General features: G+C 74.3%; 9 protein-coding genes. 7 read left to right on the top strand and 2 right to left on the bottom strand.

The window, feature by feature from the left end; genetic code table 11:
• The first annotated feature begins 45 nt into the window (after positions 1–45).
• The 4 genes from lanKC (at position 46) to OIB37_RS33300 (ending at position 7,147) form a co-directional block, all read left to right on the top strand.
• Positions 46–2,736 carry a class III lanthionine synthetase LanKC gene (gene lanKC / locus OIB37_RS33315; protein WP_330461322.1) on the top strand — a complete coding sequence of 897 codons (2,691 nt, stop codon included), beginning with the start codon at positions 46–48 and terminating at the stop codon, positions 2,734–2,736.
• 50 nt (positions 2,737–2,786) lie between these two features.
• Positions 2,787–2,903: a SapB/AmfS family lanthipeptide gene (locus tag OIB37_RS33310; RefSeq protein WP_330461321.1), complete on the top strand. Its 117-nt coding sequence runs from the start codon at positions 2,787–2,789 to the stop codon at positions 2,901–2,903.
• A gap of 525 nt (positions 2,904–3,428) precedes the next feature.
• Positions 3,429–5,267 (top strand): ABC transporter ATP-binding protein, encoded by a 1,839-nt coding sequence (locus OIB37_RS33305; protein WP_330461320.1) that lies wholly within the window; start codon positions 3,429–3,431, stop codon positions 5,265–5,267.
• A complete protein-coding gene (locus tag OIB37_RS33300) occupies positions 5,264–7,147 on the top strand; it encodes an ATP-binding cassette domain-containing protein (protein WP_330461319.1) in 1,884 nt (627 codons plus the stop codon). The genes OIB37_RS33305 and OIB37_RS33300 overlap by 4 nt, the downstream gene beginning before the upstream one ends.
• On the opposite strand, the gene OIB37_RS33295 is transcribed toward OIB37_RS33300, so the two are convergent.
• On the bottom strand, positions 7,148–7,756 hold the full coding sequence (locus OIB37_RS33295; RefSeq protein ID WP_330461318.1) for a response regulator transcription factor: 609 nt from the start codon (positions 7,754–7,756) through the stop codon (positions 7,148–7,150).
• 433 nt (positions 7,757–8,189) lie between these two features.
• Between OIB37_RS33295 and OIB37_RS33290 the strand changes: the two genes are divergently transcribed.
• Positions 8,190–10,355: a SpoIIE family protein phosphatase gene (locus tag OIB37_RS33290; protein WP_443058235.1), complete on the top strand. Its 2,166-nt coding sequence runs from the start codon at positions 8,190–8,192 to the stop codon at positions 10,353–10,355.
• A gap of 408 nt (positions 10,356–10,763) precedes the next feature.
• On the opposite strand, the gene OIB37_RS33285 is transcribed toward OIB37_RS33290, so the two are convergent.
• A complete protein-coding gene (locus OIB37_RS33285; RefSeq protein ID WP_330462065.1) occupies positions 10,764–12,206 on the bottom strand; it encodes a S1 family peptidase in 1,443 nt (480 codons plus the stop codon).
• Positions 12,207–12,405: 199 nt separating this feature from the next.
• Between OIB37_RS33285 and OIB37_RS33280 the strand changes: the two genes are divergently transcribed.
• Together OIB37_RS33280 and OIB37_RS33275 are read left to right on the top strand one after the other, a co-directional pair.
• Positions 12,406–12,819, top strand: a complete 414-nt coding sequence (locus OIB37_RS33280; protein WP_330461316.1) for a PaaI family thioesterase — start codon at positions 12,406–12,408, stop codon at positions 12,817–12,819.
• A 580-nt stretch (positions 12,820–13,399) separates the two neighbouring features.
• Positions 13,400–13,615, top strand: a complete 216-nt coding sequence (locus OIB37_RS33275; protein WP_330461315.1) for a type A2 lantipeptide — start codon at positions 13,400–13,402, stop codon at positions 13,613–13,615.
• Positions 13,616–13,710 lie beyond the last annotated feature (95 nt).

Raw genomic sequence — 13,710 nt, 5'->3', positions numbered from 1 at the left:
TCGCCCGGGAGAACCGGGCCGGCCGGAGGAAGGGACGGGAGGGGCATGGACAAGCGGTACGAGGTGTACGCGCTCGCCGACACGCACTTCTACGACACGCCCGACCGGCTCTCGGCCGGCGGCGGCGAACCGGCACCGCAGTTCGCGACGGCCCGCCGCGCGGTCCCCGACGGCTGGCACGCGGGGCGCACCGGCGACTGGCTGACACTGACCCCGCTGGGCGAGGACGGCACACCGCCGCCGGCGCCGGCCCAGGGCTGGAAGATCCACTCCTCGGCGACGGCGGTGAACGCGGAGCGAATAGCGGACATCGTGTGGGACTACTGCGTGCCGCGCCGCATCCCGTTCAAGTTCGTGCCCGGACCGCATCTGCTGCATCTGCGCAACGCCAAGTACGCGGGCCGCGACACCAGCGGCAAGTTCGTCACCGTCTACCCCGACGGCGAGGAGCAACTACACGAGGTGCTGCGCGAGTTGGGTGCGCTGCTGAAGGGCTTCGAGGGGCCGTACATCCTGACCGACCTGCGCTGGGAGGACGGCCCGCTCTACGTCCGCTACGGCGCCTTCGCCCGCCGGTACGTCGTCGACGAGCGCGGTTCGCTGGTCCTGGCGGTGGCCGACGGCGAGGGGCGTCTGGTGCCGGACCGGCGCGATCCGTCCTTCCAGGTTCCGGAGTGGGTCACGCTGCCGGAGTTCCTGCGGCCGCAGCTGGAGGCCCGCAACACCACGACGGTGGGCGAACTGCCGTACCGCATCGAGAAGGCGCTGCACTTCTCCAACGGCGGCGGGGTGTACGTCGGCACGGACACCCGGGACGGCCGCCGGGTGGTGCTGAAGGAGGGCCGGCCGCACGCGGGGCTCGCCGCCGACGGCGCGGACGCGGTGGCCCGGCTGGAGCGCGAGAAGGAGGCGCTGGAGCGGGCCGCCGGGACGGGCGTGGTGCCGGAGGTGCTGGACTGGTTCGCCCTGGGCGAGCACCGGTTCCTGGTGATGGAGTTCGTGGAGGGGCGTCCGCTCAACTCGTTCTTCGCCGAGCGCCATCCGCTGCTCACACCCGACCCCGACCCGGCGGGGATCGCCGACTACACGGCCTGGGCGCTGCGCGTGCACGGGGCGGTGGAGCGGGCGGTGGAGGCGCTGCACGCTCGCGGGCTGGTCTTCAACGACCTGCACGTCTTCAACATCATGGTCGCGCCGGACGAGGAGACGGTGTACCTCATCGACTTCGAGGCGGCCGCCCCGGCCGAGGAGAACGGCCGGCAGACGGTCGCGCACCCCGGCTTCTTCGCCCCGCCGGACCGCCGCGGCAAGGACGTGGACCGGTACGCGCTGGCCTGTCTGCGGCTCGCCCTGTTCCTGCCCGTGACCACGCTGTTCGTGGTGGACCGCGGCAAGGCCGCGCATCTGGCCGAGGTGATAGCGGAGCAGTTCCCGGACGTACCGCGCGCCTTCCTGGACGAGGCGGTCGCCGAGATCACCCGGGACGTCGCGGGCGGCCGGACCCGTCGTACGGCCGCGCCCCTGACGCTGCCCGGAGACTGGCCGCACAGCCGGGACTCGATGGTGAAGGCGATCCTGGCCTCCGCGACCCCGGAGCGCGACGACCGGCTCTTCCCGGGCGACATCGCCCAGTTCGGCGACGGCGGCGGCCTCGGCCTGGCGCACGGCGCGGCCGGTGTGCTGTACGCGCTGGCGGCCTGCGGTGCCGCCCGCTACGAGGAGGGCGAGCGCTGGCTGCTGGACCACACCGCCCCGCCGCCGCCCGGCACCCCGCTCGGCCTGTACGACGGCCTCGCGGGCGTCGCCCTGGTCCTCGACCGACTGGGTCACCGGCAGCGCGCGTTGGACCTGGTCTCCGGCATCCTGCGGGAGAACTGGCGCAAGCTGTCCTCCGATCTCCACGGCGGTCTCGCCGGACTCGGCCTGGTTCTCGGCCACTTGGCCGCCTCGACCGGCGAGCCGGACCTGCTGGCGTGTGCCGCCGAGGCCGAGGAGATCCTGATACGCCGCCTCGCCGAACCGATACCGGACACGCCTCGGCGCCGGGCCGGACTGATGCGCGGCGCGAGCGGTCCCGCACTGTTCCTGCTCCGGCGCCACGCGCTGACCGGCGACGCCCGTGCGGCGGCCGCGGCGGCCGAGGCGCTCCGCCGTGACCTGGCCGGCTGTGTCGTCCAGAAGGCGACCGGGGGCCTGGAGGTCGACGAGGGCTGGCGGACGCTGCCGTACCTCGGGGACGGAAGCGCGGGGATCGGGCTGGTCCTCGACGACTACCTGGCGCACGCGGGCTCCGGCGGCGCCGCGTTCGGCGCCCTGGCCGGCGCGACCACCGACGGCCGGGAGTCGGCACTGTTCGCCCACGCGGCCGCTGCCGCCGAGGAGTTCGAGCGCGCCCGGGACGGCATCCTCACCGCCGCGACCTCCCGCTTCTACGCCCAGCCCGGCCTCTTCCAGGGGCGCGCCGGGATGATCCTGCACCTCGCCCGGGGTTCCGCGCCGGGTGCGACCCGGGAACGCCTCGCCCAGCAGATCGCGGGGCTCGGCTGGTTCACGATGGCCTACGAGGGCCAACTCGCCTTCCCCGGGCACCAGATGATGCGCCTCTCCATGGACCTCGCCACCGGAACGGCAGGTTGCCTGCTCGCGCTCGCCTCGGCACTCGACGCCGGGCCCGCCGCGCACCTGCCCTTCCTCCCGCCGCCACAGGCGGCCCCCATACGCGGCTCCGTGACCTGACGGTGCCGTGGCTGTACCCCCGTCCCCACATCAATCGAAAGGACACGATCATGGCACTTCTCGACCTGCAGATCCTGGAGTCCGACGACCACAACCACGGCGGCGGCGCGAGCACGCTGAGCCTGCTCTCCTGCGTCTCGGCGGCGAGCATCCTGCTCTGCCTCTGACCGGACCGGTGAGTCCAGGGCTCCGGGCGGTTCTCCCCTCCACGCGGGGGGAGGCCGTCCGGAGCCTTCCCGTTCGCCCTGACCGCTCGGGGCGCTCGGGTCGCTGGAGCCACTCCGGCCGCTCTGCTTGTGTCACGCCGTCCGACTGCCCTGGCAGTTCCGGCCGTTCGGGGCGTGCGGGGCGGCCGGTCCGTGCGAGCCGTGCGGGGCGGCCGGTTCGTTCGGGCCGCTCGGACCGTCCGGCCCGGCCCCCACGCGGGCCTGACGGCCGGACCGCCCCGGTGGAGGTCTCGGCGGACCCCCTGGAACGACACGCCCGGCCGGCCGCCGCACGCGGCTCGCCGCGCCGACGGCCGCTGCCCACGGCGAACGGGGTCTCCGCTCCCGCCCCGCCGGAGTACGGCCGGCCCGCCGCCGGGCCACGACCGAACCGAGGACGGACCACCGCCGGACCACCGCCGGACCACCAGCGGAACCGACACCGGGCCACCATCAGACCCCCGCCGTCGAAGTGAGGCACCAGCGATGACATCCGACGCCGCCCCTGCCCCCGGCTCGGGCTCGGGCTCGGGCTCCGCCCCTGCCCCCGGCTCCGACTCCGGCTCGGGCTCGGGCTCAGGCTCCGGCCGTGCCCCCGAGCCCGGCTCCGGCTCCGCCTCCGACGCCGACCCCGACGCCCCCGACCGGCTCGCGCGCGCCGTGCTCCGGCACGGCGGCGTCCGGTGTGCCGTCCTGTGCGCGGTGAGTACGGCCGCGACGGCGGCCGGGCTGCTGTTGCCCGCCGCCCTCGGCCGCGCCCTCGACCTGCTGCTGGCCCAGGCGCCGGCGGGGCGCTGGGTCGCCTGCTGCGCGGGGCTGGTGGTGCTGCTCGCCGTGCTCGACGGGTGCGCGGATGTCCTCACCGGCACGGTCGACGCGCGGTCCACCGCGTGGCTGCGCCGCCGGGTCACCGGGCACGTGCTGGCACTGGGTCCGCGCGCGGGCGCCCGGTTCGGCGCCGGAGACCTCGTCGCGCGGCTCGTCGGCAACGCCGCGCAGGCCGGGACGGCGCCGGGCGCGGTGGCCGCGCTGCTCGCCGCGCTCGCCGGGCCGGTCGGTGCCGTGGTGGCGCTCGGCCTCATCGACCCGTGGCTGGCGGCCGTGTTCCTGGCCGGGGCGCCGGTGCTGGCACTGCTGCTGCGCGCCCTCGCCCGTGACACGTCGGCGTGTGTGGCCGACTACCAGCGGGTGCAGGGCGGGATCGCGGCGGCGCTGGCGGAGGCGATCGGCGGCCACCGTACGATCCGGGCGGCGGGCGCCGAGGACCGGGAGACGGCGCGTGTCCTCGCCCCGCTGGCGGAGCTGTCCCGGGCCGGGCACCGCATGTGGCGGGTGCAGGGGCGGGCCGCCGCGCAGGCGGTCACCGTGGCGCCGCTGCTGAACCTGGGCGTGGTCGCGGTGGCCGGGCTGCTGCTCGCCCGGCACCGGCTCTCGGTGGGCGAGCTGCTGGCGGCCTCCCGGTACGCCGCGCTGGCGACCGGCGTAGGCGTGCTGGTCGGCCGGCTCGCCGCGGTCAGCCGGGCCCGCGCGGCGACCGCGCGACTCGCCGAGGTACTGCGCGAACCGGCGCCGGCGCACGGCTCCCGGCGGCTGCCGGCCGGCTCCGGGCGGCTGGAGCTGCGGGGCGTGACGGCACGCCGGGGCGGGCGGACCGTCCTGGATGATGTCGATCTATCTGTTCCCGGCGGCACGACCCTCGCGGTCGTGGGCCGCTCCGGCAGCGGGAAGTCGCTCCTCGCCGCGGTCGCCGGCCGCCTCGCGGACCCGGACGGCGGTGAAGTCCTCCTGGACGGCGTCCCGTTGCGCGAGCTGACGCACGACGAACTGCGCGGCGCGGTCTCGTACGCCTTCGAGCGCCCGGCCCTGCTCGGTACGACCGTCGAGGACACCGTCGCGTTCGGTGTCACCCGTCCCTCCCCCGACCGCGTCCGGTCGGCGGCGCGCACGGCACGTGCCGACGACTTCGTCCGCAGACTGCCCCAGGGCTACGCCACCCGCCTTGCCGACGCCCCCCGTTCCGGCGGCGAGTCCCAGCGGCTCGGCCTCGCCCGCGCCTTCGCCCACGGTGGCCGCCTGCTGGTCCTCGACGACGCCCTCTCCAGCCTGGACACGGTCACCGAGCACGAGATCACCCGTGCCCTGCTGGCCCCGGGCACCGGCCCCACCCGCCTGCTCGTGGCCCACCGCACCGCCACCGCCGCCCGCGCCGACACGGTCGCCTGGCTGGACGGGGGCCGGGTGCGCGCGGTGGGAACCCACGGCGAGCTGTGGCAAATCCCCGCGTACCGGGCGGTGTTCGGGGGCGGCGAAGGGAGCGGCACGTGAACCTCTCCACGCGGGCACTGCGGTACCTGAGGGCGCGGTGGCCGGTGCTGGCCGGGCTCGGCGTCTGGTCGCTGCTGGAGAGCGGGCAGACCTTCCTGGTCGGCTACGCCCTGGCCCGCGCGCTGGACACGGGCTTCCTCGCCGGGCACGCCCGTACCGGCCTGGTGTGGCTCGGGACGGCCGGGCTCGCGGTGGTGGCGGGGGCGTACGGGACCGGGCGGGTGTACGGGGTGGTCGCCGCGCTCGTCGAACCGGTCCGGGACCGGCTGGTGGAGACGGTGGTCGGGCGCGGGGTGCGGGAGGCCGACACGCGGTCGCTGTCCGGGCTGACCCAGCAGGTGGAGATCGCCCGGGACACGCTCGCCGGAGTGGTGATGGTCTCCCGCGCGTTCGTGTTCACCGCCGCGGGCGCCCTGATCGGCCTGTTCTCGCTGGCACCACTCCTGCTCGCGGTGGTCGTGCCCCCGCTGGTGGCCGGGGTGTGCCTGTTCGCGGCGACCCTGCGACCCCTGGCCCGGCGTCAGGAGGCCTTCCTCGTCGCCGACGAGGCGCTCGCCGCGCAGCTGGGCGAGGTCTGTCCGGCCCTGCGCGACGTCACCGCGGCCGGCGCCGAGAAAGCGGTGGCGGCGGACACCGCGGCCCGCGTCGACGCCGAGCGGCGCGCCTCCCGGGCTCTGGCCCACTGGAGCGTGGCGCGCGTGGCGGCCCTGGCGGTCGGGGGCGAACTCCCCGTGCTGCTGCTGCTCGTCACCGCGCCCTGGCTGCTCCGCCGAGGCGTCTCCCCCGGTGCCCTCCTCGGCGCCCTCGCCTACGTCACCCAGTCGCTGTTGCCCGCCCTCCAGAACCTGGTCCACGGCCTCGGCACCAGCGGCTCCCGCCTCACGATCGTCCTGCGCCGCCTGACCGCACCGACGTCACCCGCCCCGCAGGACGGCTCCCGGCGTACGGCGGGCCGCACCCGGCAGCACGCCCCGCAGGACGTGCCCGGGTCGTCCGCCCCGGCCACCACCGCCCCGGCCACCGCCGCCCCGGCGACCACCACTCCGCCCCCGCGCACCGACGCCCCCGCGTTCACCCTCGACTCCGTCACCTTCGCGTACGGCCCCGCGAGCGAGCCGGTGCTCGACGGGGTCGACCTCAGCCTCCCGGCGGGCGATCATCTGGTCGTCGTGGGGCCGAGCGGGGTCGGGAAGTCGACGCTGACGGGGCTGGTGGCCGGGCTGCTGGAGCCGGGACGAGGTGTCGTACGGACATTCGGACGTACCGCAACTCGGCCGGACGCGCGCGCGTCCCGGGTGCTCATTCCGCAGGAGGCGTACGTCCACGGGGGCACCCTCGCCGAGAACCTGGGCCTCTTCCGCTCCCACCCGGTGCCGGAGGAGGAACTGATGACGGCTGCCGAGGCGGTCGGGCTGACAGAGCTGATGCGGACGCTGGGCGGGCCGGCGGCCCGGGTCGATCCGGCGACGCTGTCGGCGGGCGAGCGGCAGCTGATCGCGCTGACCAGGGCCTACCTCTCGCCCGCACCGCTCGCCCTGCTCGACGAGGCGACCTGCCATCTCGACCCTGAGGCGGAGGCCCGGGCCGAGAGGGCGTTCGCCGCGCGCCCGGGCGGCACGCTGGTGGTCGTGGCCCACCGCATCAGTTCCGCGCGGCGCGCCGACCGGATCCTGGTCCTGGACGGCCCGCGCACGGCATGCGGCAGTCACGACGAGCTGCTGGAGGCCTCTGACCTGTACCGGGACCTGGTCGGCGGCTGGACGCCCGAACCGGCCACGCCGGCCGGACCGGTCACCCCGGCCGAACCGGCGACCCCTGAAGCACCCGCCACCCCGACCGAACCGGCCGAACCAACCGAAGCAGCCGAACCGGTCCGCTGATCACAGCCACCCCTCCCCCTGCGATATCCGTATCGCGTCGATGCGATTGCGGGCGCCCGTCTTGCGGGTGATCGCCGCCATGTAGTTGCGGACCGTGCCGTGGGACAGGTGCAGGCTCCCCGCTATCTCCGCGATGGACGCTCCCCCGGCCGCCAGGCTCAGTACGCTCAGCTCACGTCTGGTCAGCGGTATCTGCGTCGCCTGCAGGAAACCGAAGCCCAGCGAGGCATCGACGAAACGTTTCCCCGCCGCAACTCCGCGGATCGCGCGCACCAGCCGCTCCGGCGAGCCCGCCTTGTCCACGAAGCCCTGCGCCCCCGCCTCGGCCGCCCGCTTCAGCAGTCCGGGCCGGTGCGCGCTGGCGAGCACCACGAGCGCCGGGGGCTGTCCGCCCATGCCCGCCGGACACAGGTCGGCGAGCGGCGGCACGCCGTGGCCCTCGGCACAGTCCAGGTCGGCCGCACACACGTCCGGACATAACGACCGCACCCGCGCGGACACGCCGCGCCACGGCGTGTCGTCCACATGGAGGCCGGGTTCCCGCCGCAGCCATTCCGCCAGCACCGATCGCACCAGACACGCGTCCTGCACCAGAAGCACCCTTATCACTTGCCGCCCCCTAGGTTCGCCGTACCAGCTCGTACGGAGTCGTACTGAGTCGTTCCAGGTCGTTCCAGGTCGTTCCAGGTCGTTCCGCGTGGCCTCGGCCCGTACCGCGCCGTGCTCCTTCCCTGTGGCGCCGCACTCGCGCAATCGGATGTTGAGCGCGTGCCCCATTCTTGGATGCCATTTCCCTTCGCGGGCGCGGAGAACCGGCCATAAGGAGGCGCGGGGGCGCACACAGGGCGCTTGTGTGCCGTCGCACGCTTCGGATTCCAGGGCATCGGCCCAGCCCGCGCGAAGTACCCGCGCGCACACGCCGCGAAAAGGTCGCCGCAGGTCAGGGGGGCGGACGCGGCGTGCGGCCGGCGCTCGCCGTGCGCGGCGCGCCCCCACGAGGGAGCCTTGACATCCTGGAGGCGACGCGCGGCCGGGCGAGGAGGTGGTCGGCGTGTCCGACGAGCCGGGGCCCGCGTGGGCACCGGCGGCCGGCACGGCGCCGGCCGACGGGCCGCTGCTGTCGATCACCTTGGCCGCGATGATGCGGGAGGTGCGCGCGCACTCCGGCGCGGTCTATCTGCTCAAGCCCGGGGAACGGGTCCTGGAGATGGCCGTCATGGCGGGCATGCCCCGCACGTTCGTCGCGCCCTGGGAGCGGGTCGGGCTCAGCGCGCCGGTCCCGGTCGCGCAGGCGGCCCGGGAGCGGCGGCTGGTGTGGGTGAGCGGCGAGCAGGAGATGGCGCGCCGCTTCCCGCGGATCGCCGTGGTGCTGCCGTACCCCTTCGCGCTGGCCGCGGTGCCCGTGGCGACGGCGGACACGGTGTACGGCGCCGTGTTCATGACCTGGCCGGGAGCGCGTCCGGAGCTGTCCGGCCGCGACCGCGAGCATCTGACGACGGCGTGCGACCAGCTGGCCCTGCTGCTGGAGCGGGCCACCGCGGAGCGACGGCCGGCCGGCCCGGAGCCCGACCTGCTCGCGCTGCCCACGTCGGGCACCGTGGGCACGCCGGGGTCGCTGGGTTCGCTGGAGGCGGCGCGGATGGTGTCCCGGCTGCCGTACGGGCTGCTGTCGCTGGACCTGCACGGCCGGATCGGCTTCACCAACGCGGCGGCCGCCGAGCTGCTCGGCCGGTCGCCCGGGGAGCTGCTGGGCACGCTGCCGTGGGTGTCGGTGCCGTGGCTGAGCGACCCGGCGTACGAGGAGCGTTACCGGGACGCGCTGATCAGCCAGCGGGTGACCTCGTTCGTGGCGCTGCGTCCGCCGGGCGAATGGCTCTCGTTCCGGCTGTATCCGAGCACGACCGGGCTGAGCGTGCGCATCGCCAGGATCCGGGCGGTGACGGAGCTGCGACAGGAGGCGGCGCAGCCGGGCGTGGGGCCCGCACGGCTGGTGACCATCTCTCAGGTGCTGAGCCTGGCCGGGGCGCTCACCGAGGCGGTGGGGGTCGAGGACGTGGTGCAGCTGGTGGCCGACGAGGTCGTCCCGGCGGTCGGCAGCCAGGCGCTCGTCGTCCTCGGCTCGCGCGGCGGGCGGCTGCATGTGCTGGGGCACCGGGGTTATCCGGATCCGCGTGTCGTGCGGCGGTTCGACGGGCTGCCGCTCAGCGAGCCCACTCCGGGCGCGCAGGCCCTCAGCAGCGGGGTGCCGGCCTTCTTCGGATCGATCGAGCACCTGCGCCGGCAGTACCCCGGCCGGCACCGCGCGCACGAGGCGCCCGACGGGTTCTCGGCCTGGGCCTACCTGCCGCTGATCGTGTCCGGACGGCCGGTGGGGACGTGTGTGCTCGCGTACGCCGAGCCGCGCTGCTTCCCCGCGGACGAGCGCGCCGTCCTGACCAGCCTCGGCGGCCTGATCGCGCAGGCGCTGGAGCGCGCCCAGCTGTACGACGCCAAGAAGCAGCTCGCGCACGGGCTCCAGGACGCCCTGCTGCCGCACTCGCTGGTGCCGCCGCCCGGGGTCGAGGCGGCCGCACGCTATCTTCCCGCCACGCAGGGGATGGAGATCGGCGGCGACTTCTACGACCTGGTGCCGGCGCGGCCGCAGGCGGCCGCGGTGATCGGCGACGTACAGGGGCACAACGTGACGGCGGCGGCGCTGATGGGGCAGATCCGTACGGGAGTACGGGCGTACACCACGGTCGGCCAGCCGCCCCAGGAGGTGATGCGCAGCACCAACCGGCTGCTCATCGACCTCGGCGCCGAGCTGTTCGCCAGCTGTCTGTACCTGCGTCTCGACCCGGCCCAGGGGCGGGCCGTGATGGCGCGCGCGGGCCATCCGCCGCCGCTGCTCAGACGTCCCAATGGGCGGGTGCGCGTGCTGGACCTGGCCGGTGGCCCGCTGCTGGGCATCGACTCGGGGGCGACCTATCCGACGACCGAGGTCTTCCTGCCTCCCGGTTCGGTCCTCGCCCTCTACACGGACGGCCTCGTGGAATCCCCCGGCGTCGACATCGAACACGCCGTGGCCCGCCTCGGCGCCCTGCTCGCCGAAGTCGGCGACCTGCCGCTCGAGACCCTCGCCGACCAGCTCGTCCGGCACAGCGTGGCGGCACGGGAGCGGGTGGACGACGTGGCCCTGCTGCTCCTGCGGGCACGGGGCGACGGCTGAGCCGGCGAACGCCGGTAATCGGCCCCCCGGCACCGGACGCCGGCCGCCGGCCGCCGGTCGACGGTCGACGGTCGACGGGCGCCAATCGCCGGAGCGGCTGACCGGGTTCGTCCGCCGACCCTGCTTCGGTCAGGAGCGCTGCTCGGTGGGGCACCGCGGCCGCCGGCTGCCCTTCCGCCTTCTGGGAATCAGCTGGGCAGACGGCGACCACCAGGGCCTGTCCTCCGGATCCCGTGGGGTCACGGGGGAGGGAAGGTGGGCGGTACGTCCCTCCGGGACGCTGTCACCGGGTCTCGACCGGCGGCCTCACCAGCTCCGAGGCCGCCGACGGGCCGGATCGGCTTCACGGCCCGTCAGCGGAGCCCGTTGCGCTGGGCGCTCTGGACTCTGCGCGGTGCGCTCTGCGCCTCAGTGCGTGCCCGTCACGGACGACGATCCGTCGCCCGTGCCCGCGCCGTACTGGTCCCCGGTGCCCGAGCCGTCGTCGGCGCCGCTCTGGTCACCGCCCGCGCCGGACGGGTCGGCCGATCCGGCGTTCTGGTCACCGGCCCCGGCTCCGGACTGATCGCCGGCCCCGGACTGGTCCCCCGCCCCGGACTGGTCCCCGGCCGAGGCCGACGGGTCGGCGGTGCCCGCCTGATCCCCGGCGCCCGCCTGGTCCCCTGCACCCGCCTGATCCCCGGCACCCGCCTCGTCGCCCGCGCCGTTTCCGGCGGCGCCGCCGTCGCCGAGGGTGGCGCCGGTGGCCTGGAGGGCGGCGGTGACCGGCTGGAAGAAGGTCTCTCCGCCGCTCGTGCAGTCGCCGCTGCCGCCCGAGGTGAGGCCGACGGCGCCGCCGTCCTGGGTGAACAGGGAGCCGCCGCTGTCGCCGGGCTCGGCGCAGACGTCGGTCTGGATGAGGCCGTTGACGGTGTCGACGCCGTTCGGGTCGGTCTCGCTCTGGAAGTTGACGGTGGCGTCGAGGCCGGTGACCTGGCCGTCGTGCAGCCCGGTGGTGGAACCCATCCGGAACACGTTCTCACCGACCGTGGCGTCGGCCGCCTGGGTGATCTGGACGGTCTGCCCGTTGCCGGTGTTGACCTCGCTCGGGGCCTGGGTGTTGGGGTCGTCGTACTTGACCAGGGAGAAGTCGTTGCCCGGGAAGGTGGCCTGGTCCACGGTGGCGATCGGCTGCCCGGTCTCGGAGTCGGACCACTGCTTGGCGGCGACGCCGCAGTGACCGGCCGTCAGGAAGGCGGGGCTGCCGTCGGAGGCGGTGACGTTGAAGCCGAGGGAGCAGCGCACGCTGCCGCCCTGCACCTGGGAGAAGATGGCGTCGCCGCCCGAGACGAAGGTCCGGAACGTGCCGGCGGACTTCTTGAGGGTCGCCATGCCGGGACCGAGGCTCTTCACGGTCGACTCGACCTGGTTCCAGCGGGTGCCGGTCACCGTGCTGTCGGCGGTGACGACGACCTTGTTCGTGCGCGGGTCGACGGCCCAGGCGGTGCCCGGGACGGTCGCCTCCTTCTTCAGCGTGCCCGCGGCGGCCCTGAGTTCGGCGGTGCTGTTGCTGACCTCGCGGACCGCCGCACCGGCCTTCTTCGCCTGCACGATGACGTTGTTGTCGCCGCTGACCACGTTGACGACCAGCTGCTGCCTGGTGCTGTCGTAGTAGGAGCCGGCGAAGGCGCCGCCGAGCAGCTTCTGCAGTTGCGCGGCGAGGTCCGAGGCGTCCGCGGCCTTCAGGGTCCTGGCGGTGCCGGCCGCTTCCGAGGCCTTGTCCTGCGAGGCGTTGGCGTTGGGCAGCAGGAGAGCCGCCGCTCCGAGCGCCGCGACACCGCCCACCGCTATCGCTGCCTTGCGCTTGGGCATTCGCTTGTGACTCAAACTTCTCGACCTCCTGGAGACGTGGCTCTGCCCGTGTCGGGCAGTCGTTCTGGGGGCGCCTGGATGGCTGTAGGTACGGGCGAGTCGTGCGGTGCGTTCAATTCCGTTTTCCGGCCGCCGGCGCGCCGCGGCCGATCGGCCGTGCTCCGTGTGTCGTGCGCCGCCGCCGGGAACACTCCGCCGTATGACGATGACCAGCGCCGAAGCCGAGAAGATCCTCTCCGCCAACTTCGCCCCGTGGGTGCTCGATCTGGGGCTGTCGGTGGAGGCGGTGGACGAGGACCGCGCGGTCCTGCGGCTGCCCTGGTCGGACCGGCTGGCCCGGGAGGGCGGCGGGATGTCGGGGCAGGCGCTGATGGCGGCCGCCGACACGGCGACGGTGATCGCGGTCTCGGCCGCGCGGGGTGCCTTCGTGCCGATGACGACCGTTCAGCAGTCGACGTCCTTCCAGCGGGCGGTGACCGGTGCGGACGTCCTGGTCGAGGCGGTCCTGACGAAGCTGGGCCGGCGGACGGCGTTCGCGGACATCACGCTGAGCGACGCGGCGTCAGGTGCGCTCGCGGCGCGGGCGAGCACGGTCTACGCGATCCTGGGCTGACCGGTCCCCGGCGTACACGGTCCCGGGCGGACACGGTTCCGGGCGTACACGGTCCCGATCGGACACGGTCCCGGGCTGACCCGATTCCAGGCGGACACGGTCCCGGGCTATCCGAATTCCGGGTGGACACGGTCAGCTACCGATCGACAACGGTCTGTTCCGATCGCGTAGCGGAATGCTTGCTTCAGGGAATCTGCACACCGGCTACCCAAGCAGGTCACCGGAACCAGGAGATCTGCACATTTGCACACTCCCGGACACTCCTTTGGCGCGGAGTGCCGGATTCGCCGCACGGCGGCCGGCCGATTCGACGCGATGAAGCCGCACAGCATGTGAAGGAGTCGCCGACATGTCGTGCGCGCGCCTGCACGGATAGGCCCGAACATGAGTCAAATTCCCTGGTGAGGGGCTTGATTGATTGGAAGCGGGCGCCGCGTGCGTGCTTTGATCCATCGCACCGCGGGGTCGCCCCGGGCTCCCGGAGACGGGCGTCCGGCGCCTTGCGGTCGCGGCCGTCCATCTGTCCCCAGAGGGGGCCGCTCCCCCCTTGTGAAATACCCATACGAAGGGAAGTTCCATCATGAACTCCACCCCCCAGGTTGAGACCGTCGAGATCTCGGACGCCGAGCTGGACAACGTCTCCGGCGGTCTGTCCCTCAACGCCCTCAACACCGTCACCGGTGTCGTCAACGGCGTGGCCCCGGTCACCCCGCTGGTCGACTCGGTCGTCGGCACCGTCCAGGGTGTCACCGGCCTGAACGTGGCCCCGGTCAACGGCCTGGTCGCCGGTCTCTGATCGCACCTCGGTGTGACCGAAGTCCCGGAGCCGCACTGCGGCTCCGGGGCTCTCGGATGCCCTGAAACATGTCGTGACGATGTCTCTCCACGGGT

The organism is Streptomyces sp. NBC_00820 (genome assembly GCF_036347055.1).
In the GTDB taxonomy this organism is placed as follows: domain Bacteria; phylum Actinomycetota; class Actinomycetes; order Streptomycetales; family Streptomycetaceae; genus Streptomyces.
The sequence above is the reverse complement of the archived record's forward strand: the minus strand, read 5'-3'. Positions and strand labels throughout refer to the sequence as shown.

Coding starts and splice junctions, on each gene's coding strand:
- OIB37_RS33275 (WP_330461315.1), top strand. CDS start 13,400: ATGAACTCCACCCCCCAGGTTGAGACCGTCGAGATCTCGGACGCCGAG.
- lanKC (WP_330461322.1), top strand. CDS start 46: ATGGACAAGCGGTACGAGGTGTACGCGCTCGCCGACACGCACTTCTAC.
- OIB37_RS33285 (WP_330462065.1), bottom strand. CDS start 12,206: ATGCCCAAGCGCAAGGCAGCGATAGCGGTGGGCGGTGTCGCGGCGCTC.
- OIB37_RS33305 (WP_330461320.1), top strand. CDS start 3,429: ATGACATCCGACGCCGCCCCTGCCCCCGGCTCGGGCTCGGGCTCGGGC.
- OIB37_RS33280 (WP_330461316.1), top strand. CDS start 12,406: ATGACGATGACCAGCGCCGAAGCCGAGAAGATCCTCTCCGCCAACTTC.
- OIB37_RS33310 (WP_330461321.1), top strand. CDS start 2,787: ATGGCACTTCTCGACCTGCAGATCCTGGAGTCCGACGACCACAACCAC.